This window comes from Streptomyces sp. 8N114, from assembly GCF_052245835.1.
Classification (GTDB): domain Bacteria; phylum Actinomycetota; class Actinomycetes; order Streptomycetales; family Streptomycetaceae; genus Streptomyces.
The window spans coordinates 118017-142905 of the sequence record NZ_JBQQBT010000011.1 but is presented as its reverse complement, the minus strand read 5'-3'; the positions used below and the strand labels follow the sequence as shown (position 1 = coordinate 142905).

The following is a 24889-nucleotide window of genomic DNA, read 5'->3' as shown; positions in this document are numbered from 1 at the left end:
AGCTGCTCGGATATCTGAAGCGGGTTACCAGCGAACTGCGCCAGACGCGACAGAAGCTGGACGCGCTGGAGTCGGCGGGCCAGGAGCCCCTCGCGATCGTCGGCATGTCGTGCCGGTTCCCCGGAGGCGTGACGTCGCCCGGGGAGCTGCACCGGCTGGTCGTCGACGGCGTGGACGCGGTGTCCGAATTCCCGGTGAACCGTGGCTGGGATCTCGACGGGCTCTACGACCCCGACCCGGACCGCACCGGCACCAGTTACACCCGACACGGCGGATTCCTGTACGACGCCGCCGAGTTCGACCCGGCCTTCTTCGGGATGTCGCCGAAAGAGGCGCTGGTGACCGATCCGCAGCAGCGGTTGCTGCTCCAGTCGTGCTGGGAGGCGTTGGAGCACGCGCGTATCGCTCCGACGTCCCTGCGCGGCAGCAGCACCGGAGTCTTCGCCGGGGTGATGTACAGCGACTACGCGTCACGGCTGGCGCAGGACGCGGGCGGCTTCGAGGGCCACCTGTTCACCGGCAGCCTTCCCAGTGTGGCGTCCGGCCGTGTCGCCTACACCTTCGGTTTCGAGGGCCCGGCCGTGTCGGTGGACACCGCGTGTTCGTCGTCGCTGGTGTCGCTGCATCAGGCGGCGCAGTCGCTGCGGTCCGGTGAGTGCTCGCTGGCGCTGGCGGGCGGCGTGGCGGTGATGTCCACGCCGAGGACCTTCGTGGAGTACGCGCGCCAGCGCGCTCTCTCGCCCGACGGGCGGTGCAAGGCGTTCTCGGACGCGGCCGACGGCACGGGCTGGTCCGAGGGCGTGGGCATGCTGGTCCTGGAGCGGCTGTCGGACGCACAGGCGAACGGACACCGGGTGCTGGCCGTACTGCGCGGCTCGGCGGTGAACCAGGACGGCGCGTCCAGCGGGCTGACTGCCCCGAACGGGCCGTCGCAGGAGCGGGTGATCAGGCAGGCGCTCGCCTCGGCGGGGCTGACTCCCGCCGACGTCGACGCCGTCGAGGCGCACGGCACGGGCACCGTTCTCGGCGACCCGATCGAGGCGCAGGCGCTGCTGGCCACGTACGGCCGGGACCGTACGGAACCGCTGTGGCTCGGCTCGCTCAAGTCGAACATCGGTCACACCCAGGCGGCTGCGGGCGTCGGCGGCGTGATCAAGATGGTGATGGCCATGCGGCACGGTGTGCTGCCGCGGACGCTGCACGTCCAGCAGCCGTCGCGCCATGTGGACTGGTCGGCGGGCGCGGTCGAGCTGCTGACCGAGCAGCGGCCGTGGCCGCAGGCCGAACGCCCGCGCCGGGCCGGGGTGTCGGCCTTCGGCGCCAGCGGCACCAACGCGCACGTGATCCTCGAACAGCCGCCGGTCACCGAGCCCGACGAGGCCCGGTCGGCGGTCGGGGCGCCGGTGCCGGTGGTGGTCTCGGGCGTGACCGGGACGGCCCTGCGGACCCAGGCGGGGCGGCTCCTGGAGCAGGTGGAGTCGGACCCGGACGCGCACCCGGTGGATGTCGGATTCTCCACGGTCACGACCCGTTCGGCGCTGGACCACCGCGGCGTGGTCGTCGCCGAGGACCGTGCCGAACTCATGGAGGGCCTGGCCGCGCTGGCGGCAGGCGAGTCTTTGCCGCGGGTGGTCGAGGGCTCAGTGGCTCCCGAGTCCGGCACGGTGTGGGTGTTCCCCGGCCAGGGCGCGCAGTGGGCCGGGATGGCGCGGGCGCTGCGGGAGTACTCGTCGGTGTTCGCCGCACAACTCGACGAGTGCGAACGGCTGCTGAGCGCCCACGTCGACTGGTCGCTGTCCGAGGTCCTCGATGACGAGGCGGCGCTGTCCGAGGTGGACGTGGTGCAGCCCGCGCTCTGGGCCGTCATGGTCTCGCTGGCCGAGGTGTGGCGTTCGGTCGGGCTGGTCCCGTCCGCCGTGGTGGGCCATTCCCAGGGCGAGATCGCCGCCGCTTGTGTGGCCGGCGCGCTGTCCCTCGAGGACGGCGCACGGATCTCCGCACTGCGCAGCCGCACCTTGCGGGCGCTCAGCGGCAGCGGCGGGATGCTGTCGATCGTGGCCTCGGAAGGCTGGGTGCGGGAGCGGGTCGAGCCCTTCGGCGACCGGATCTCGGTGGCGGCGGTGAACGGCCCGAACACGGTGGTGGTCTCGGGCGACCCCGACGCGCTGCGGGAACTCGGGGGCGTGCTGGCGAAGGCCGGAGTGATGCGGTGGAACGTCCCGGGAGTGGACTTCTCCGCCCACTCCGCGCACGTCGAGGCCCTGGAAGCCGAGCTGGCGGACGTGCTCGCCGGTGTACAGCAGCGCCGGGCCCAGGTGCCGTTCTACTCGACGGTGACGGCCGGCCCGCTCGACGGTACGGAGCTGGACACCGCGTACTGGTACCGGAATCTGCGGGAGCCGGTGCGGTTCGAGGAGACGGTCCGGGCGCTGGTCGCCGACGGTTTCGGGGTGTTCGTGGAAGTCAGCACGCACCCGCTGCTGACCACGGCGGTCGAGGACACCGTGGATGCCGCCTCGGCCGGCGGTGTCGTGGTGGCGGACACCCTGCGCCGTGAGGAGGACGCGCCCCGGCGGTTCCTGCTGTCCATGGCCCGGCTCCACGCCCACGGCGTTGCGGTCGACTGGACGCAGGCGTTCGACGGCACCGGTGTCCGCACCGTGGACCTCCCCACCTACGCCTTCGAGCAGAAGCCCTACTGGCTGGAAGCGCCCGAGCCGCTGCTGAGCGCGCCCGTCGAACTGGCGGACGGCGAGCGGACCGTACTGACCGGACGGCTGTCCCTGCGTACGCACCCATGGCTGGCGGGACACCGGGTGCGGGGCCGTGTCGTGGTGCCGGGGACAGCCCTGCTGGAGATGGCGCTGGAAGCCGGAACAGCGCTGGACGCGGCGGACGCCGTGGACGAGCTCACTCTGCTGGCGCCCGTGGTGGTGCCCGAGCAGGGCGAGGTCGAGATCCAGTTGCTGGTGGAACCCGCCGACGACAACGGTTTCCGGCCCCTGCGGCTGTACGCCCGCGGCTCCGAGGCCGAGTGGCGGCTGCACGCGACCGGAGCGCTCACCGAGGCCGCCAGAGAGGCGGACCAGGACTCGGCGGACTTCGTCAACTGGCCGCCTCCTGACGCGGAGAAGGCGGATCTCGGCTCCTGGTACGCGGATCTGGCCGCGCAGGGCCTGGAGTACGGGTCTGGCTTCCGGGGCCTGCGGGCGCTGTGGCGGCACGGCTACGAGCTGTTCGCCGAGGTGTCACTGGCCGAACCGGTACGCGCCGCGCTGCTCGACGCCGCCCTGCACGCGGCGCTGGACCTGGAGACCGAACCCGCGCTGCCTTTCTCCTGGAACGGCGTGCGGTTGCTGGACCCGGCAGCGGCGGCGGAGATGACCAGCCTGCGGGCGCGCATCACCCTTCTGGAAGACGGCTCGGTGGCCCTGCGGATCGCCGACGGGACCGGCCGCGGTGTCCTGTCGGCCGACTCCCTTTCGCTGCGTCCGCTCAGTGCCGCACAGCAGGCCCTCGCGGGCCGCGACGCGCTGTTCGAGCTGAACTGGGTTCCCGCGCGGCCCGGCTCAGCGCTGCCAGTGCCCGTGGCCGACCCGGCAGAGGTCACGGTGCTGCACTGCCCGTCCGCGGAGGGCGACCCGTCCGCCAGGATCCAGGCGGTGACCTCCGAGGTGCTCAGCGATCTGCAGAGCTGGCTCGCCGAGGCCGAGACCGGCGGCGGTCACCTGGTGGTGGCCACCCGCCGGGCCGTGGCGGGCGGCCTCGGGAGCGCCGCGGAGGTGGATCCCGCTGCTGCCGCCGTATGGGGCCTGGTGCGGTCGGCGCAGACGGAGAACCCGGACCGGATCGTGCTGGTCGACACCGACTATGCCGACGACGCCGAGGGCCTGTCGGAGGTGCTGCCGTCGCTGCTCGCGTCCGGTGAGCCCCAACTCCTGGTGCGCGATGGCGGGATACGTGTGCCGAGGCTCGCACGCGCCACGCTGCCCGAGGAGCCCGCGGCACCCGCGTTCCCGGCCGACGGCACGGTGCTGATCACCGGGGCATCCGGCACGCTGGGCGGACTGGTGGCGCGGCATCTGGTGGCCGAGCACGGTGTACGCCACCTGGTGCTGGTGAGCCGCCAAGGATCTGAGGAGCTCGCCGACGAGCTGACCGCGACAGGGGCGACGGCGTCGTCGGCCGTGTGCGACGTCAGTGACCGGGAAGCCCTCGCCGAACTGCTGGCCTCGATCCCGTCGGACCGCCCGCTGCGTGCCGTTGTGCATGCCGCTGGAGCGCTCGACGACGGCGTGATCGGCTCGCTGACACCGGAGCGGCTGCGGGCGGTGCTGTCGGCGAAGGCCGACGGAGCCTGGAACCTGCACGAGCTGACGGAGGGCCTCGACCTGTCGGCCTTCGTGCTGTTCTCCTCGGTTGCCGCCACGCTGGGCACCGCGGGTCAGGGCAACTACGCGGCGGCCAACGCCGTCCTTGACGCACTGGCGCACCACCGCCGCGGCCTGGGCCTGCCCGCGCTGGCGCTGGGCTGGGGTCTGTGGGCCGAGCGCAGCGCCCTGACCGGCCGGCTCGGCGCGGCCGATCTGGCCCGGCTCACGGGTGCCGGCGTGCGCCCGCTGGCCACCGGGGAAGGGCTGGCGCTTCTCGACGCCGCCCTCGGCGCGGACCGGGCCCACCTGCTCCCGGCCCGGCTGGACCTCACGGCACTGGACTCCGCGCAGGGCACGCTCCCGCCGCTGTTCCGCGCACTGGCCCCGGCCCGCCGTCGGCGCACGGCCGCCACCTCCGCCGGGCCCCTCGCCCTCACCGCCGGCGAGGGCACCGGCCTGCAGGCGATGACCGAGGCCGAGCGCGAGCGCTTCGTCAGCGAGCTGGTCCGGCGGGAGGTCGCCGCGGCGCTCGGGCACGACTCGGTGGCCGACATCGACCCCGACGCCGACTTCCAGCGCCTCGGCTTCACTTCCCTCAGCGCCCTGGAGCTCCGCAACAAACTCGCCGCCCGCACCGGCCTCCGCCTCCCCGCCACCCTGATCTTCGAACACCGCACCCCGACCCGCCTGACGGACTACCTCACCGCCAAGCTCGGCGGTGCCGCGGGCTTGCCCGGCGGATCTCGCGTACCCGGCGTGGGGGCTGCGCTTGCCAGCCCCGGGCCTCTGGCCCAGACCTCCCAAGCGCCGCAGGGGGAGACGCGCCCCGAAGGGGCGCGGGGAACTGCGCGACCGGCCACGACGAATCCGCAGTCCGCGGACGTCGGACAGGGGCACCTCCTCCCCGGGGCAGGGGAGGGCGACGGCATCGCGATCATCGGCGTCGCGGGTCGCTACCCCCTCGCGGGAACGGTCGGCCAGCTGTGGGACAACCTGGCAGAGGGCCGGCACTGTATCCGCGAGGTCCCCGAAGAACGCTGGGACGCGGACGCTCACCACGACCCGACCGGCACGTGGGGTTCCTACAGCAAGTGGGCGGGTTTCATCGACGACGTCGACGCGTTCGACCCGCTGTTCTTCCACATCTCGCCCGCGGACGCCGAAGCGATGGACCCCCAGGAGCGCCTGTTCCTGGAGACCGCGGCGGCGACCCTCGAGGACGCCGGCTATCCGGCGGCCCGGCTCGCAGCGCAGGGACCCGTCGGAGTGTTCGCCGGGGTGATGAGCAACGACTACGCGTGGATGGGCGGCGAGGCCAACGCGCTCGGCGTACCGACCGACGCGCACTCCCACCACTGGTCGGTCGCCAACCGGGTGTCCTCCTTCTTCGACTTCACCGGCCCGAGCCTCGCGGTGGACACCGCGTGCTCGGCCTCGCTGACCGCGATCCACCTGGCGTGCCAGAGCATCAGGTCCGGTGAGTGCGCCACCGCGCTCGCGGGCGGCGTCAATCTGATCCTGCACCCCCAGCACCTGCGCAGCCTGGCGTGGGCCGGGATGCTCTCGCGGGACGACCGGATCAAGGCGTTCGGCGCGGACGCCGACGGCTTCGTCGACGGCGAGGGCGTGGGCGCCGTCCTGCTCAAGCCGCTGGCGGCGGCGATCGCCGACGGCGACCGCGTCCTCGGCGTCATCCGCGGCTCCGCCGTCAACGCGGGCGGGGACGCGGGCGGTTACACCGTGCCGAAGGCGTCAGCGCAGGCCGACGTGATCCGCGGAGCGCTGACCCGCGCCGGATTCGGCGCCGACACCATCGGCTACGTTGAGGCGCACGGCACCGGTACCCACCTCGGCGACCCCATCGAGATCGCGGGCCTGGTCGAGGCGTTCGGCGGGCCGGTCGACCCGGCGAGCCGTGTGGAGCGGCCGACGGTGGCGATCGGTTCGGTGAAGTCCAACATCGGACATCTGGAGGCGGCAGCCGGGATCGCGGGCTTGACCAAGGTGCTGCTGCAGTTCCGGCACGGAGCACTGGCGCCGTCGCTGCACTCGGAGCGCCGCAACCCGGAGATCGACTTCGGCGCCACACTGTTCGAGGTGCAGCAGACCCTGGAGCCCTGGACGCGGCTGGAGCGGCGGGACGGGGGCGGGGACGGCACGGACAGCACCCCCGCCGAGCTGCCGCTGCGTGCCGTCGTCAGCTCCTTCGGCGCGGGCGGGGCCAACGCCTGCGTGACGTTGGAGGAGTACGTGCCGACCGGTGCGCCGGAGCCGGTGGAGGACACCCAGGAGCAGCTGCTGGTGCTCTCCGCCAAGACCGAGGAGCGGCTCCAGGTCCGCTCGGCGGACCTGGCGGCCCACCTGCGCGGTGGGACGCCGCGGGGGACGGAGGCGACCGGCGGCGCGCTGGCGGACGCCGGGCGTCTGTGCCTGCGGCTGGCCTCCGAGATCGCTGACGTGGCCCCGGACTCCCTCGACCTGGCGGACGACCTGGTCGACTGCGGCTTCGGCATGGCGGAGCGCGCCCACTTCTTCGCGCTGCTGGCCGAAGAGTTGGGCACGGAGCTGCCCCCGGCAGCGACGGCCGCAGACACCCTCGGCGCCGTCGCCGAGGCGGTGGCCCCTCTCATGCCGCCCGCCGAGACAGCCGCCGATCCGGAGCTGCGGCTCGCCGATGTCGCCCACACCCTCCAATCGGGCCGTACCGCATACGAGTTCCGGCTGGCCCTGTCCGCCGGTTCGGTGGCCGAGGCCGTACGGCTGCTGGAGGCGTACGCGGAGGGGCGCGACGAGGACCGGGTCCTCACCGGCCAGGTGACGCGCATCCGGGTGCGGCCGGACGAGGACGAGGCCGAAGCGCTGGAACATGCGCTGACCCGGCGTGATCTGACGGCGGTGGCCGAGCGCTGGCTGACCGGGGCCGAGGTGGACTGGTCGCGGATCACCCTGGCGGGTGCCCGCCGGATCGAACTGCCCGGTTATCCCTTCGCCCGCAAACGCTGCTGGATCCCCCGGCCGCCCGCCGGCGGGGCCCCGCTCCCCGCCGCGGCGCTGGCCGTCGACACCGCGTCGGTCCTCGATCCGGCCGTCACCCGGGTGCTCGACGGGTACGCGGCGCTGGACGCCGCCTCGGTGTCCGGGGTGCTCAGCGCCTACCAGCGCATGGGCGTCTTCCAGCGTCCGGGCGAGCAGCACCACGGCGAGGAACTGCGTGGCAGGCTCCACATCAGGGACAAGTTCCGGCGGCTGCATCAGGCGCTGCTCGGTCTCCTGGCGGACGCCGGGTATCTGACCCGCGAGGGTGACCAGGTCACCACCACCGCCGCGGTCGGCCGAGCGGGCCGCTGGGAGGCCGAGTTCGACCGCGTGGTGAGCGACTGCCCGGACGTCGAGCCCACGGCTTCGCTCAACCGCGCGTTCCTGCATGCGTACCCGCAGCTCCTGCGCGCCGAGCTGGTGGGGACCGAGGTCATGTTCCCGGACTCCTCGATGGAGCTGGTGCAGGACCTGTACAAGGGGAACCCGCTCACCGACTTCTTCAACCAGCTCGTCGCCGACTCCGTGCGGCGCTTCGTCGAAGCCCGGCTGCCGCATCTTCCGGGCCACGAGACGGTCCGGATCGTGGAGTTGGGTGCCGGGACCGGTGCCACCACCGAGTGCGTGCTTCCGGCACTGGCCGGTCACGCCGACCGGGTCGGCTACACCTTCACCGACATCTCGCCGCGTTTCCTGGAGTACGGCCGCGAGCGCTTCGCCGCGCAGCACCCGTTCGTCGGCTTCCAGCTCCTCAACCTGGAGCGCGAACTGAACGAGCAGGAGTTCGCGCAGGGTTCGGCCGATGTGGTGCTGGCCACCAACGTGGTCCACGCCACCAAGAACCTGCGGGCCACGCTGCGCAAGATCAAGTCACTGCTCAGGCCCGGCGGCCTGCTGGTGCTCAACGAACTGACCTCCATCCGGCCGTACCTCACCGTCGGCGGCGGTGTGATGGAGGGCTGGTGGGCCTTCGAGGACAGCGAACTGCGTGTCCACGGCTCACCGCTGGCCCCGCCGGAGAGCTGGAAGCGGTTGCTCGGCGAAGAGGGCTACACGCAGGTCAGTGCACGCGGCGCCGAGGGCGCCGAGCTGGGCCAGAGGGTGCTCGTCGCGGAGAGCGACGGTGTCGTACCCGGCGCGGTGGCGTCACCTCCTGAGGGGGTGATGGTCTTTGGTGCGGGTTCCGGGACCGCCGACGGCATGCAGGACCGGCTCCGGGAGCTGCTGGAGCGGATCCTGAAGCTGGACGAGGCGATCGATCCCGATCGTCCGCTGGGGGACTACGGCTTCGACTCGCTGAGCGGGTTGCGGATCGTGTCCGCCGTGGACGCGGAGTTCGGTGTGGCGGTGCCGCTGGACGAGTTCTTCGAGCGCCCGACGCTGCGTGAACTGACGGCGCACCTGACGTCGAGCTGGCTGGCCGACACCGCGGCTGCCGACAGCGCCGTTCCCACCGGTCCCGCGGCGGCCGTCTCCGCCGCTTCCGTCTCCGCGGCCCCCGCCGTGTCCGTGCCCGTCGCCGACGCGTCTCCCGCCGTGTCCGTGCCCGCCGTCGCCGCGAGTTCTCCGGCCGCAGCGGAGGCGGAACGGGTCCTGCGGCCCCGCACGGACGCGGAGCAGTCGACCCATCCCATGTCCGAGGGGCAGCGCGCTCTGTGGGTGATCGAGCAGATCGCCCCCGGGAACCATGCCTACAACCTGCCGCTGGCCTTCTGGCTCGACCGCGACGTCGACGTGCTCGCCCTGCGCGTCGTCCTGCAGGACCTGCTCGACCGGCACGAGGAACTGCGGGCAACGGTCCGCACCGACAAGGACGGGCCGTACATCCGGATCGCGGCCGAACCCGAGTTGCCGTTCCAGCAGGTCTTCCTCACCTCCGTCTCGGAAGAGGACCTCCGCGAACGGCTGCGTGCCGACATGCGCCGGCCGTTCGATCTGGCCGACGGCCCGCTGCTGCGCGCGACGCTGTACACCCTCGGCGACGGCTCGCAGGCATTGCTGCTGAACGTGCACCACCTGGTGCTGGACGGGGTGTCCATCCCCCTGCTGCTGGAGGAGATCGACCGCGGCTACCGCACCGTCCGCGAGGGCCGTCCGCTGTCGGCCGACCGGCCCGACCACACCTTCGCCGACTACGTGGCATCGCAGCGCGACCTCCTCGCCGGTCCCACGGGGGAGCGACTGCGCACGTACTGGACCGACCGGCTACGGGGCCGGACGACCGCCGTTCCGCTGCCCCTGGACCGGCCGCGCCCGCCCGTGCCCAGCTTCCGGGGGGCCAGCGTCGAGGGCCGCGTCCCGGCGGAGGTGTCCGAGCGGGCTCGTGGGCTCGCCGCGCGGGAGCGCACCTCGCTGTCCAGCGTCATGCTGGCAAGCTTCTTCGCGCTGCTGCACCGCTACAGCGACCAGGCCGACATCGCCGTCGGCACACCGACGGCGAACCGCCCCGCCGACGGCTACGACGACGTGCTCGGCTACTTCATGAACATGGTCGTCGTGGCGGAGCGGGTCGAGGGCCGGGAGCCGTTCCGCGATCTGGTCCGCCGGATCCACCGGACGGTCCTCGGCGCGCTGGAGCACAGCGCCTACCCGCTGATCACCCTCACCGAGGAACTGAAGCGGGAGGCCCCCGGCGCGACGGACGCGTTGTTCGATGTCGCCTTCTACTTCCACAACTGGGCACGCGACATGCGGAACGACGGCCTGGTCGGGGACCGGGTCGACGGCGTCCACCAGGAGGGTGAGTTCGACCTGACCCTCGACCTGATCGACAGCCCCGAAGGCTGCCGGTACACCCTCAAGTACAACCCCGACCTCTTCGACGCCGCCACGGTGGAGCGCCTCGGGGACCACTTCGTCACGCTGCTGGCCTCCGCCGTCGGCACCCCGGGAACCGCGGTCGGCGAGCTGGATCTGCTGACATCTCACGAGCGGGCGATGCTCGCGCCGCCCGCTCGTGCCGACTACCCGGCCGACAAGCAGGTCTGGCAGTTGGTGCGGAGCCAGGCCGAGGCACGCGCGGAGGCGGTGGCGGCCCGGGACGAGGAGCGGGAGCTGACCTACCGCGAGCTGCACGAGCGGGTGGAAGCGCTCGCGGCCCGGCTGCGCGCCGCCGGTGTCGGCCGGGGCCGTACCGTCGGCGTCCTGCTTCCGCGCGACGTCGACCTGCCCGTTGCCCTGCTTGCCGTGCAGGCCGCAGGTGGCGCCTACGTACCGCTCGACCCGGCATATCCGCAGCAGCGGCTCGCGTACATGGCCGACGACGCCGGACTGCACCTGCTGCTCACGCACTCCGCCGTCGAGGCCGACTGCGGTGACGCGGTGCCCCGGCTGTTCGTCGACGGGGGCCTGGAGCCGCCCGCAGCTCCGTCGCCCGGCCCTTCGGAGCCGTCGGACGCCGCGTACGTGATCTACACCTCGGGTTCCACCGGCAGGCCCAAGGGCGTCCGTGTCCCGCACCGCGCGCTGACCAACTTCCTCTGGTCGATGGCGCGTGAGCCCGGGTTCGGGCCGCGCGACACGCTGCTGGCGCTCACCACGGCTTGTTTCGACATCTCAGGGCTCGAGCTCTATCTGCCGCTGATCAGCGGTGGCACCGTCGAGATCCTGCCGACCGAGGTGGCCCAGGACGGACTGCGGCTGCGGGAGGCGGTCGAGCACAGTGCGGCCACGGTGATCCAGGCGACCCCCGCCACCTGGAGCATGCTGCTCGCCGCCGGATGGCAGGGGAACCCCCGGCTCACGGTGCTGTGCGGCGGCGAGGCGCTCTCCGCCGACCTCGCGGAACAGCTGCTCGCCGGCAACGGCGCGGTGTGGAACCTCTACGGGCCCACCGAGACCACCATCTGGTCGGCGGCGTGCAAGCTCAGCCCCGGTGAGCGGGTGACGATCGGTGCCCCGATCGCCAACACCGCGCTGTACGTGCTCGACAGCGCGCGCAGGCCCGTCCCGAAGGGTATGCCCGGCGAGCTGTACATCGGCGGCCACGGGGTGGCCGACGGCTACCCCGGCCACCCCGAACTGACCGCCGAGCGCTTCCTGCCCGACCCGTTCGCGGCCGGGCCCGAGGCCCGGATGTACCGCACGGGCGATCTGGTCCGCCGGTCGGCCGACGGGCGGATCGAGCACCTGGGCCGGATCGACTCCCAGGTCAAGGTGCGTGGCCACCGCGTGGAGCTGGAAGAGATCGAGGCGACCCTGCGGCGCCTGGACGGGGTCCGCGACGCCGTGGTGGTGGCACGCGGTCAGGGCGGCGGCGACCGCTCGCTGCTGGCCTGTTACGTACGTGCCGACGGCGGCGCCGACCCGACCCGGGAGCAGCTCGCGGCCTGGCTGCCGGCTCATATGCTCCCGGACGTGCTGATCCCGGTCACCGGCTTCCCGCACACGCTCAACGAGAAGGTCGACCGGAGCACGCTGGCCACACTGCCGCTGGCCGACTTGCGGGCGCGCTTCGGCGCCACCGCCGCCGGACAGCCCGAGAGCGCCCCGGAACCCGCGGGACGCGTCGAGGCGCTGGTGGCCGAACTGGCCCACACGGTCGGCCGCCTGGCAGGGCTGCCGCACGAGGAGATCGGCGCACACACCCCGCTCGGCGAGGTGGGGATGAACTCGGTGAGCTTCACCGCGCTCAGTGCCGAACTGCGCAACGCCTACGGCATCGAGGTCTACCCCACACTGTTCTACCGCCGAGGCACGCTCCACGCGCTGGCCGAGCACCTGTGGGAGCAGCATCCCGCCGAGCTCACCGCGCGGTTCGGCGCCGCCGCACCGGTCCACGCTGCCGAAGTAAGCGCCGGCGCCGAAGTACGCGCCGCCGTCGAACCGCGCCCCGCCGAGGCACAGGCCGAGGTGCGGCGCGGCGACGACATCGCGGTCGTCGGCATGGCCGGACGGCTGCCGGGCTCGTCGGACCTCCAGGAGTTCTGGGACCATCTGGCCGCCGGGGACGATCTGGTCCAGGACGTTCCGGCGGAGCGCTGGGACGGGCAGGACCAGTCGCGCTCCTCCTCCTACCGAGGAGGCTTCGTCCCCGACGTGGACCGCTTCGACGCCGCCTTCTTCGGGATCTCACCCCGGGAGGCGGAGTTGATGGACCCCCAGCAGCGGCTGCTGCTCGAAGTGGTCTGGGCGGCCATCGAGGACGCGGGCTACCGCCCGTCCGAGCTGGCCGGGAAGCGCGTCGGGGTGTTCATCGGCGTCGCCAACAATGACTATCTGGAGGCGCAGCGGGCTGCCGGACACGGTCCCCAAGGCCACACGGCCACCGGCGCGGCGCTGTCGATGATCCCGAACCGGGTCTCCTACCTGCTGGATCTGCGTGGGCCCAGCATGGCCGTGGACACCGCCTGCTCCGGCTCGCTCACCGCCGTTCACCAGGCGTGCGCCGCGCTCCAGGACGGCACCTGCGATCTGGCGATCGCGGGCGGCGTCAACCTCATCCTGACCCCGACCGTGTACGAGGTGCTCAGCCAGGGCGAGATGCTCAGCCCCGACGGCCGCTGCAAGGCGTTCGACAGCCGGGCGAACGGCTACGTCCGGGGTGAGGGCGTCGGCGTGGTGCTGCTCAAGCCGGCGGGCCCGGCGAGGCGCGACGGCGACGCGGTGCACGCGACCGTCAAGGCGGCCGTGACCAACCACGGCGGCCGGACCACGTCGTTGACGGCCCCCAACCCGGACGCCCAGGCCGATCTGCTGGTCGACGCCTACCGCGCCGCCGGCGTACCGCTGGAGTCCGTCGGCTACATAGAGACGCACGGCACCGGAACCGCGCTGGGCGACCCGATCGAGACCGCCGGTCTGTCCGCCGCCTTCCGGCGGCTGCGCGCGGAGCAGGGAACGGCTGAGGCGCCCGGCTGCGCCATCGGTTCGGTCAAGACCAACATCGGCCACCTGGAGGCCGCCGCGGGCATCGCCGGGATGTTCAAGGCCGTACTCGCGCTACGGCACGGCACCATCCCGGCCAGCCTGCACTTCCAGGAGCAGAACCCCTATCTGGAACTCGACGGCGGCCCGTTCGAGGTGGCCGCCACTGCCCGGTCCTGGCCGCGGCGCCGCGACACCGCCGGACGCGAGCTGCCACGCAGTGCCGGGGTCAGCTCCTTCGGCTTCGGGGGAGCCAACGCGCACATCGTGCTGGAGGAATCACAGATGCCGGACGCTCGTGAGGAGGAGGCCGCCGAGCAGGCGTACGTGCTCTCCGCCCGCACACCCGAGGCGCTGCGGAGCGCAGCGCAGCGGCTCGCCGACCACCTGGGGGACCGGAGCGTCCCGCCGGGCGACCTCGCGTACACCTTGCAGACGGGCCGTGAGCCGATGGCCCACCGGCTCGCCGTGGTGACGGAAGGCGTGGCCGGGTTGCGGTCCGAACTGGTCGCCTACCTGGCCGGCCGCCCGTCGGGGGTGCGCACCGGGCGGGCCGAGCGGCATGCGACCCGGCCCAAGGTCACCGCGACCGGGGACCTGACCGCCGTCGTGGACGCGTGGGTGGCCGGCGCCGAGGTCGACTGGACGCCCCTGCACGAGGGCGCGGCCCGCCGCCGGGTACATCTGCCCAGCTACCCCTTCGCCCGTACCCGGCACTGGTTCGCCCCGGGCCCGGCACCGGTGGCGGCTCCGGAGAGGGCCGCGGCCCGGCTCCACCCCACGTTGCTCGACGCCGACCTCTCGGCGCCCGGCGAGCGTTCGTTCGCCAAGACGCTCACGGGCGGGGAGTTCTTCCTGCGCGACCACGTGGTGGGCGGCGAGCCGGTGCTGCCCGGCGTGGCGTATCTGGAGATCGCCCGGCTGGCCGGCGAACTGTCCGCCGCCTCGCCGGTGCGCGGTGTCGACGGCCTGGTGTGGGCCGCGCCGGTCCGGCTGCCCGCGGGCGGAGGGGAACAGCGACTGCTGGTCCGCCTCGGTGACGACCAGGCCGGCACGTCCTTCGAGGTGCACAGCGCGGAGGGCGGCCCCCGTGGGCACGCGCGCGGCACGCTGCTGTTCGGCGCGCCCGAGCCTCGTCCCGCCCGGATCGACGTACCAGGTGTACGCGGGCGCTGCACGGACGTCCGCGACGGCGCGAGCTGCTACCGGCTCTTCTCCCGGCTGGGCATGGACTACGGTCCGAGTTTCCAGGTGATCGAGGAACTCGCCGTGGGGGACCGCGAGGCGCTGGCGGCACTGCGCCTTCCCGCGGGCCGGGTGGCGGACGCGGGCGCCTATGTGTTCCATCCTTCGCTGCTCGACGCGGCTTTGCAGACGGCGGGCCTGCTCGCGTCCGGCGCCGACGACCTGGCGCAGCCGTTGCCGTATCTGCCCTTCTCGCTGGGCTCGGTCCGGCTCCACGCGGAACTGCCCGAGCGGATGTACGCCTATGCCACTCCTTCGGCGCGTCGGTCGTCGGCCGGAACGCTCTGCTTCGACGTGGCGCTGCTGGACCGTACCGGCGAGGTGGTCGTCTCGATCGACGCCTTCACGCTCCGGGCGGTGCCCCGGCCGGACGCGGAGGATGCGCAGCGTGCTTCGGCTGCTTCGGCTGCAGAGGACGCGGTGACCGCCTTCGAACCGGCCTGGCAGCCCGCCCCGCGGGCGCAGCACGAACCGTACGGAAACGTAACTGTGCTGGACGCGGGCTCCGAGGGGGCCGAGGTGAGTGCAGCGCTGACTGCCGCGGGTGCGGACACCCGGCGGATCGTGCTCGGCGACGGCTTCGATGCCGAGGCGGCGGTCGGGGACGGTGAGACCCCGCCCGCCCATGTGGTCCACCTGGCCGGGGAGAGCACCGATCCCGGCAGCGCCGTCGAGCACGGCTTCCACACCGCCATGGCGTTCCTCCAGGTGTGGCAGCGGCAGCGGCGCGGCGCACTGCGCTACCTCTATGTGCACCGCGAAGCGGCCGCTTCGCCGGCCCACCCGGCCATGGCAGCGTTCGCCCGCTCGGTACGTCTGGAGCACCCGGCGATCGACTTCGGCGTGCTGACCGTCGCGTCCGGCTCCCTCGCGGACGCCGTGGCCGACGAGCTCGGCGGCCAGGGCGAGCCCGAGGTGCGGATCGACGCCGCGGGCAGGGCCCGCCGTTCCTGGCGCGAGGTGGGCCTTCCGGCCGTTGGCGCCTCGGCGTTCACGGGTCCGGGCGCCCATGTGATCACCGGCGGCACCGGTGCGCTGGGGCTGTTGCTCGCCGAGCACATCGCCAAGGTGCGGCAGGAGGCGGGACTGTCCCGCGGCGGGATCGTGCTCGCCGCCCGGTCCGCTCCCGGTCCCGAGGCCGGTGCCCGGATCGAGGCCATCGGTGCCCGGGTGGTGCGCGCTGACGTGTCCGATGCCGCGGCGGTGCGCGCACTGATCGCCGAGGCCCGTGAGGCCCATGGCTCGGTGTCCGGCATCCTGCACGCCGCCGGAGTGCTCGGCGACGGCCTGCTGCAGCGCAAGAACCGCGCTGACGTGGACGCGGTGCTGGCCGCCAAGGTGCACGGCACGGTGCTGCTGGACGAGGCGACGCGGGACGACGCGCTGGACTACTTCGTGACGTTCTCCTCCGCGGCGGCGGCGTTGGGGAACGCGGGCCAAATTGGTTACGCCTTCGCCAACGCCTTCCTCGACCACTTCGCCGAGCAGCGCGAGGAGTTGCGCCGCCAAGGCGCGCGGCACGGCCGTACCTTCGCCGCGGCCTGGCCGGTCTGGGCCGACGGTGCCATGCGGATCGCACCTGCTGCCGAGGAGTACGTGGAGCGCGTGCTCGGTATGCGTCCGCTGCGTACCGCACCGGCGCTGGAGGCGCTGGAGCGCGCGCTGGCCGGTACAGCGCCGAGGCTGCTGCTCGCACCGGGCGATCCCGCCCGGATCCTCACCGCGCTCGACGGCAGGTCGGCGCACACCCCCGCAACCCCCGGCGTCGCAGCGCACACCACCGCCGTACCAGCGCACACCACCGCCGTACGAGCACACGCGACCGCCGTACCAGCGCATGCCACCGCCGGCGCGCCGCAGGCCACGGCCGCCGTGGAGCAGGACACCGCCGGTGCACGGGAGCAGGCCGAGCGGCTGGTGCTCCGGGTCCTGGCGGAGGAACTGAAGCTCCCCGAGGCGGACATCGACCTCACGGAGTCCTTCGACCACTACGGCGTGGACTCACTCATCACCATGAGCGTGACCCAGCGGCTGGAAGAGCGCTTCGGTCCCCTGTCGAAGACCCTGCTGTTCGAGTACGTGACAGCCGAGGAACTGGTCGACCACCTGGCCGAAGCACACCCGGATGCGTTCACCACGTCCGAGGCCGTGCCCGCCACCGTCGAGGCGGTACCGGCTCCGGACGCGGCGACCGGCGCCGTGGGGCCCGAAGCGAGCGGCGACGACATCGCGATCATCGGTGTCGCGGGCCGCTATCCGCAGGCCGACGACGTGGAGGAGTTCTGGCGCAATCTGCGCGCGGGCGTGGACTGCATCGAGGAGATACCGGCCGACCGGTGGAACCATGACCGGTTCTACGACGCGGACAAGTCCGCCACCGGCAAGACCTACGGCAAGTGGGGCGGGTTCATCCGCGGCGCCGACCGGTTCGACCCGCTGTTCTTCCGGATGTCGCAGATCGAGGCCGAGCACACCGACCCGCAGGAGCGGGTCTTCCTGGAGACCGTCTGGCATTTGCTGGAGGACGCCGGCTACACCCGCGAAAGCCTGCGCGGCTCCCGCACCGGTGTGTTCGCGGGCATGATGTACGGCCAGTACCAGTTGTACGGCGTTCAGGAGGCGCTGCGCGGCGAGGGACTGCCCCCGCACTCGTCCTACGCCTCGGTGGCCAACCGGGTGTCGTACTTCTTCGACTTCACCGGCCCCAGTGTCGCCGTGGACACGATGTGCTCCTCCGCGCTGGTCGCCATCCACCAGGCGTGCCAGGCCATCCGCGACGGCGACTGCGAGACGGCGGTTGCGGGCGGCGTCAACATCTCCACCCACCCGGCGAAGTACATCCAACTCGCGTGGCGCAGCTTCCTCTCCGAGGACGGCCGCTGCCGCAGCTTCGGCGAGGGAGGCACCGGCTACGTCCCGTCCGAGGGCTCGGGCGCAGTCCTGCTCAAGCGCCTCGATGCGGCTCTCGCCGACGGTGACCGGGTGCTGGCCGTGGTCAAGGCCACCGCGGTCAACCACGGCGGAACCGGCCGGGGCTTCAACGTGCCCAGCCCCAAGGCCCAGGGTGACCTGGTGCGGTCTGCGCTCGACCGGGCCCGGATGCGCCCGGCCGACCTGGACTACATCGAGGCACACGGCACCGGTACGGCTCTCGGCGACCCGGTGGAGATCACCGGCCTGCTGCGGGCCTTCGACGGCGATGTGCCCAAGGAGAAGCTGCCGATCGGCTCGGTCAAGTCCAGCATCGGGCACGCCGAGTCGGCGGCCGGGATCGCCGCGATCACCAAACTGCTGCTCCAGATGCGCCACGGCCAGTTCGTTCCGTCGCTGCACTCGGAAGAGCTCAACCCGAACATCGACTTCGCCGCCACCCCGTTCCAGGTCCAGCGCGAGTTGGCACCCTGGCCGCGCCGCGTGCTCGAAGACGGCACCGAGCGGGCCAGGACCGCGGGGGTGAGCTCCTTCGGCGCCGGCGGCACCAACGCGCACATCATCCTGCAGGAGTACCCCGGTGCGCCGACGCAGCCGACTGCTCCGGCCGGGCCGCAGTTGGCCGTGCTGTCAGCGCGGGATGCCGAGCGGCTGACGGAGCAGGCGCGCCGGCTGGCCGCGTATCTGCGCGCCGAGGGAGCCGGGTCGGCGCCGCATGAGGTCGCATGGACGCTGCAGTCCGGGCGCGAGGCCATGGCCCACCGGCTGGCCGTCCGCTTCGCCGACCTCGGGCAACTGGCCGCGCGACTGGACGAGTTCGTCACCGGCGGCACCCCCGCCGACTGCTGGACGGGGGTGGTCGATCCACGTCGGCCCACCAAGGGCGAGGCGCCGCCCACCGATCCTGCGGCCTACGCCGATGCCTGGACCTCGGGCCGACAGGTCGACTGGTCGGCGCTGCACCATGGGTCCCGGCCCGGACGGGTTCCGCTGCCCGGCTATCCCTTCGGCGGCGAGCGGGTCTGGCTGGCGGCGGCCGACGCCGAACTGGCGGTGCTCGAAGCCGTACCCGCCGGAGGGTCGTTGCTGACCAGGCACTGGGTTCCCGCCGAGCCCGCGGCACGCCTCGCCCTGCCCGGCCGCACCGCCGTGCTGGCCGCGCCGGGCACCGAGGCACTTGCCGAGCGGCTGGCCGCCGCGCTGCCCGCCGCCGAAGTGCTCACCATGACGGAGCTCGACGCCGATCTGACCTCCGGCAGCACCCGCTGGGACCGTTTCGACGCGGTGGTCGACCTGGCGGGCTGCGCCGGGTCGGTGACCGCCGTCGACCGCGCGGCGCTGTCCACCTGGTTCCGCTGGCTCCAGCACGTGGTCGACCGGGGCAAGCGCGACCTGCGCACTGTGCTGGTGTCCCGTACTTCGCAGGACGGCCATGGCGGTGCGGCCCGGGTGGGCCTGTACCGCATGCTCCAGAGCGAGTACCGCCATCTGCGCTCCCGCCACGTGGACGTGGGATCGTGCGCGGACGAGCAGATGTGCGGGTGGGTGGCCGATGAACTCGCCGTCGACGGCGAGGAGGCCGAGGTCGCCTACCGGGAGGGCGTCCGGCACCGTTCGCTGCTGCGCGAACTGCCGCACAGTGCGCAGCAGCCACCGCGCGTCCCGGACGGCCACGTGCTCTGGGTGACCGGTGGCACCCGCGGAATCGGGTTGCTGACCGCCCAGCACTTCGTCACCCGGCACGGGGTGCGCAAGCTGGCCCTCACCGGCCGTGAGGAACTGCCGCCACGGGCCGAGTGGGCAGCGCACATCGCCGCGGACACCGCGCTGGGCCGCAAGCTGCGCCCCTTGGCCGAGCTCGCCGAGCGGGGAGTTGAGCTGGAGGTGCTGGCCGTCCCTCTGGACGACGAGCAGGCACTTGCCAGGGCCCTGGCCGATGTGAAGCGCAGACTGGGCCCGGTGGGCGGGGTGGTCCACTGCGCCGGTACCACCGACTCCGAGAACCCCGCCTTCGTCCGCAAGACTCCAGAGGGCATGGCCCGGGTGACCGGCCCGAAGATCTTCGGCCTCGACACGATGGCGGCGTGCTTCCGTGCCGAGCCGCTGAGCTTCTTCGTGCTGTACTCCTCGGTCACGGCCGCGGTCCCCGCACTCGCTGTCGGGCAGAGCGACTATGCGCTGGCCAACGCCTATCTGGACGAGGTCGCCCAAGCGCGCCCGTACGGACTGCCGTTGGTCAGTGTGCAGTGGCCGAGCTGGCGGGACACCGGCATGGGGGAGGTGCGCAGCGCCGCCTACCGGGCATCCGGGCTGGCGGCTCTTTCGGACGCGCAGGGACTCGCCCTGCTGGACCGCGCGCTGGCCGCCGACGCGCGTGTGGTCCTGCCCGCTGTGGTGCGCCCGGACGCCGACTGGCGTCCCGAGCTGCTGACGGCCCGCCGGCTGGACGCGGCCCCCGAGCGGATGTCGGCGGCGCCCGAGCGGTCGGCGGCACCCGCCCCCCTCACGGCGGCGGCCGGTGACCCCGATCTCCAAGGCGCGAAGGACGCGGTGGCCTCGTGGCTGCTCGACCGGCTCGCGCTGGAGCTCCGTTTCGACCGGGCCAAACTGACGGGCGATGTGCCCGTCCAGGACTTCGGCATCGATTCGATCCTCGTCACCCAGCTCGTGCAGACCCTCGCCAAGCAGCTCGACGTGTCGCTCGACCCGTCGGCCCTGCTGGAGTACCCGACCGCCGACGAATTCGCGGAGTATCTCGCGGGGGAGTGCCCCGAGGAGCTGGTCGCCGTCTTCGGCCAGTCCTCACCCGGCACCCCGGACCCCGTGGCCCGGGAGGCAGCCGCCGCCGGTACGGGCCCGGCCGCCGCACCCCGCGCCGCGGCGCCCGTCCCGGAGCGGCGGGGTCTCGCCGGGGACGACATCGCGGTCGTCGGCCTGTCCTGCCGGTTCCCGGGCTCCGCATCCGCGAGCGAGTACTGGGAGCTGCTCCGGCAGGGCCGTTCGGCACTGCGCCCGCTCCCCGAGCAGCGCTTCGCCGGGCTGACCGGCTACCACGCCGGGCTGCTCCCGGACGAGCTGCGCTTCGACCCCGAGTCCTTCCTGCTGTCGGAGGCGGATGTCGCGGCAATGGACCCGCAGGCGCTGCTGCTCCTCGAAGAGGTCAACCGGGCCGTGCACCATGCCGGTTACCGGCCGGAGGAGCTCAAGGGGCGCCGTGTGGGGGTGTACGTCGGCGGCCGTGCGACCCGTACGCCCGACGACGCGCTGGTGGACCAGGCGAAGAACCCCGTGATGGTCACCGGCCAGAACTATCTGTCCGCCAACATCTCCCAGTTCTTCGACTTTCGCGGACCGGGCATCGTGGTCGACACCGCCTGCTCCTCGGCCCTGGTGGCGATGGACATGGCCGCGCAGGCCCTGCGCGCGGGCAGCGTCGAGTCGGCGGTGGTCGCCGGGGTGAACCTGCTCGCCGACGATCGGGCGCACCAGATCTTCGCCCAGCGCGGACTGCTCAGCTCCGGCACCGAGTTCCACCTGTTCGACCGCAGGGCTTCCGGGCTGGTCCTCGGCGAGGGAGCGGGCGCAGTCGTCCTCAAGCCCCTGACGAAGGCGCAGGCCGACGGAGACCAGGTGCTCGCGGTCCTCAAGAGCATCGCGATCAACAACGACGGCCGGACCGCGGGGCCCGCCACTCCGAACCTGGAGGCGCAGAAGCAGGTGATGACCGAGGCGCTGGCGGCCGGCGGACACAGTCCTCAGGAGGTCGGCTGGGTGGAGGCCAACGGCTCCGGATCCGTCGTCACCGACCTGCTCGAACTCAAGGCCGTGCAAGCGGTCTACGGCACCGACACGGCACATCCGGTCTCCCTCGGCTCGGTGAAGCCGAACATCGGCCATCCGCTGGCCGCGGAAGGTATCGCAGCGTTCATCAAGGTCGTCCTGATGCTGCACCACCGGGAGCAGGTGCCGTTCGGCTCCGGACAGGAACCGCTCGAACACTTCGACCTGGCCACGTCGCCGCTGAACTTCCCCAGGAAACCTGGGCCGTGGCCCAGGACGGCCGGCCTCGCGGCACTGAACTGTTTCGCCGACGGCGGCACCAACGCACACGTGCTTCTCGGCCCCGCGCCCGAAGCCGCCCACCCCACAAAGGCACCACTGCCGGAACCCGTGCTGAACCGGAGGATCGTCATCCGAGGAACCACCGAATCCAAGACTGCGGCGAGCAGCCTGTTCTGGGACAGGTACCGATGAACGGGACGCAGCCCATCGTGTTCGCGTACTCCGGGCAGGGCTCGCAGTACTACGGCATGGGCAAGGAGCTCTACGACGCCAACGAGGTGTTCCGTACGGCGCTGCTCCGCTATGACGAGGCGGTGGCCGGGGAGCTGGGCGAGTCGGTGCTCGCGCGGATCTTCGACCCGGCGAAGCCGAGGAACCACCCCCTCCTCGACACCCGGATCACGCACCCGGGCATCGTCATGATCGAGCTGGCGCTGACGGAAACCCTGCGCGCCGAGGGCATCGAGCCGGACTACGTCCTCGGCTGCAGCCTCGGCGAGTACGCCGCTGCCGTCGTCGCGGGCAGCCTCGACCCGTTCGACTGTCTGCGGCTGCTGGTACGACAGGCCGACGCGGTCAGCGCGAGCCCACCCGGCGGCATGCTCGCCGTGCTCACCGGGATCGACGTACTGGACCGCGTGCCCGAGCTGCGGGTGTGCGAGATCGCCGCACGCAACTATCCCGGCAGCTTCGTGGTCTCGGGCCCGGAGGCGGATCTGACCCGGGCCGAGGCGGCGCTGCGCGACGCCGGCGTGCTGCACGTGCGGCTGCCGGTCGAGTACGCCTTCCACTCCCGCCTGATGGACCAGGCGCTCGACACCTGCCGGGAGGCTTTCGACGGAGTGACGCTGGCGCCGCCACGCCTCCCCTGGGTCTCCTGCGTGGACGGCGGGACGGTGCAGCGGGTCACCCCGGATCACTTCTGGCGTGTCGCCCGGCGGCCCATCGAGTTCGAGGGAGCCATCGCCGGTCTGCGGGAGAAGGACGACTTCCTCTACCTGGACCTCGGTCCCGCGGGGACCCTGCACAACTTCCTCCGCCAGCTCCTCCCGGCGGAAGCGCATGCGACCTCGTTGCCGCTGCTCAGCCAGTTCGAGAAGGACACCGCGCTGCTCGACGGGGTCCGGAAGCGGACGCATGCCGTCCGGACGACACCACGGAAGGTGCATGCCATGGAGGAATCCCGCGGCCCCGTCGGAAAGGTCTACGGCTTTCCGGGACAGGGCTCGCAACGGCGGGGAATGGGCAAGGAGCTGTTCCCGCGGTTTCCCGCGGAGACGGCGCTCGCTGACGAGGTGCTGGGTTACTCGATCGAGGAACTGTGCGTCAGTGATCCCGAACGCAAGCTCGGCAACACGGAGTTCACCCAGCCCGCGCTCTACGTCGTGGGTGCCCTGTCCTACCTGGACCGTACGGCACAGGACCCCGTGCCGCCGGACCACCTCGTCGGACACAGCCTGGGCGAGTACGTGGCGCTGTTCGCGGCCGGAGTCTTCGACTTCGAGACCGGGCTGCGGCTGGTGCGGCGGCGCGGCGAGCTGATGGCCGCTGCCGACGCCGGTGCCATGGCCGCGGTGGTCGGCGTCGACGAGGAAACCGTCGTAGGGACGCTCGCGGACCCCGCGTTCGCGTCGCTGGACCTGGCCAACTACAACGCCCCCGACCAGTTCGTCGTTTCCGGTCCCGGCGAGGCGGTCGACGCGGCGTGTGCCGCCTTCGAGGCAGCCGGAGCGCGTGCGGTTCGGCTCCGCGTCAACGCGCCGCTGCACTCCCGGTACATGCGTGGCGTGGCCGAGGAGTTCGCCCGGTTCCTCGACGGCTTCACCCTGCGTGCCCCGACGGTCCCGGTGCTCGCCAACGTCGATGCCCTGCCGTACACGGCCGACACGGTCAAGGAACGCCTGACGGCACAGATCGCCTCCCCGGTCCGCTGGACCGAGACCGTACGCACCGTGATGCGGCACGGCGACTTCGAGTTCGTCGAGCTGGGCCCGGGACAGGTGCTCACCAAACTGGTCACGCGCATCAGGACCGCCCCGAACCCTCTCCCGACGGCGGCGGCACGGCGCCCCGAGCCCACGGCCGCCACCGAACCCACCGTCGCCCTCACCGCCGACGAACTCGGCGCCCGGAGCTTCCGGGAACGGTACGGGCTGCGCCGCGCCTATGCCATGGGGGCGATGTACGGCGGCATCTCGGGCCCGGAGATGCTGCGCGCGTCGGCCAAGGCGGGGCTCCTCGGCTTCCTCGGCACGGGCGGACTCACCCCGGCCGAGACGGAGCGACAGCTTCGCGAGCTGGAGCCCGGCGCCGCCGTCGGTGTCAACTTCCTCTACCGGCACGGCGCTCCGGAGCAGGAAGCCGCGCTGGTCGACCAGCTGTTGCGGCACGGCGTTGACCTGGTGGAGACGTCCGGCTTTCCGCTGATCACCGAGGAGCTGGTGCGCTTCCGACTCAAGGGCGGCCGGGTCCTGGCGAAGGTTTCCAGGACCGACATGGCCGCCGCTTTCCTCGCCCCGCCTCCCGAGCCGCTGGTCGCGCGGCTGCTGGCCGCGGGCGCGGTGACCGAGGCCGAGGCGGCTGCGGCGGCGTCCCGCCCGATGGCCGACGACCTCTGCGTCGAGGCGGACGGCGGCTGGCTGTGCGACGGCACGGATCTGCTGACCCTACTCCCCGCGGTGCTCCGGCTGCGGGACGAGGCCGCGCTGCCCGGCCCGCGGGTGCACGTGGGCTGTGCCGGCGGTATCGGCGCTCCCGAGGCCGCGGCCGCGGCCTTCCTCCTCGGCGCCGAGTTCGTGCTGACCGGGTCGGTCAACCAGTGCTCGGTCGAGGCCGCCACCAGCGACCAGGTCAAGGACCTCCTCCAGCAGGTGCACGAGTACGACGTGGACACCGCGCCGTACGCCGGTCTCTTCGAGCTCGGGGTGCAGGCCCGCTATGTGAAGCGCGGGCTGTTCTTCCCCGCGCGGGCGGCGAAGCTGTACGACCTGTGGCGCCGCCATGCCTCGTACGCCGAGCTCGACGCAGGCACCAGGGCTCAGCTCCTCGACCGCTACCTGGGCGGAGAGCATCCCGCACCCTGGGCCCCGGCACCGGGCGCGGACCCGAAGGCGGAGCTGGCCGCCCTGTTCCGCGGCTACTTCGAACGCGGCTTCCGCCTCGCGGTGACCGGCGACCGGCAGTCCAAGGTCGACCACCTCGTCCACTGCGGACCGGCGATGGGCGCCTTCAACCAGGCGGTCGCCGGTACGGACCTGCACCCCTGGCGGGCCCGGACGGTCGAGGCCGTTTCCGACGTCCTCATGGAGGGCGCTGCGGCCCACATCACGGCCCGGCTGCGGAGTTTCCACGAGACGCAGCGGAGCCAGAGCGAGTGA

The 24889-nt window shown here is 72.6% G+C and carries 2 protein-coding genes; both read left to right on the top strand.

The genetic code is table 11. The features are described 5' to 3' along the window. Positions 1–2 precede the first annotated feature (2 nt). A complete protein-coding gene (locus ACTWQF_RS23020) occupies positions 3–21704 on the top strand; it encodes an amino acid adenylation domain-containing protein (protein WP_443281545.1) in 21702 nt (7233 codons plus the stop codon). Next, on the top strand, positions 21701–24889 hold the full coding sequence (fabD, locus tag ACTWQF_RS23015; protein ID WP_443281518.1) for an ACP S-malonyltransferase: 3189 nt from the start codon (positions 21701–21703) through the stop codon (positions 24887–24889). Before ACTWQF_RS23020 ends, fabD begins: the two co-directional genes overlap by 4 nt.

Excerpts from the sequence above, each read along its gene's own strand:
- fabD (WP_443281518.1), top strand. The coding sequence starts at position 21,701 with ATGAACGGGACGCAGCCCATCGTGTTCGCGTACTCCGGGCAGGGCTCG.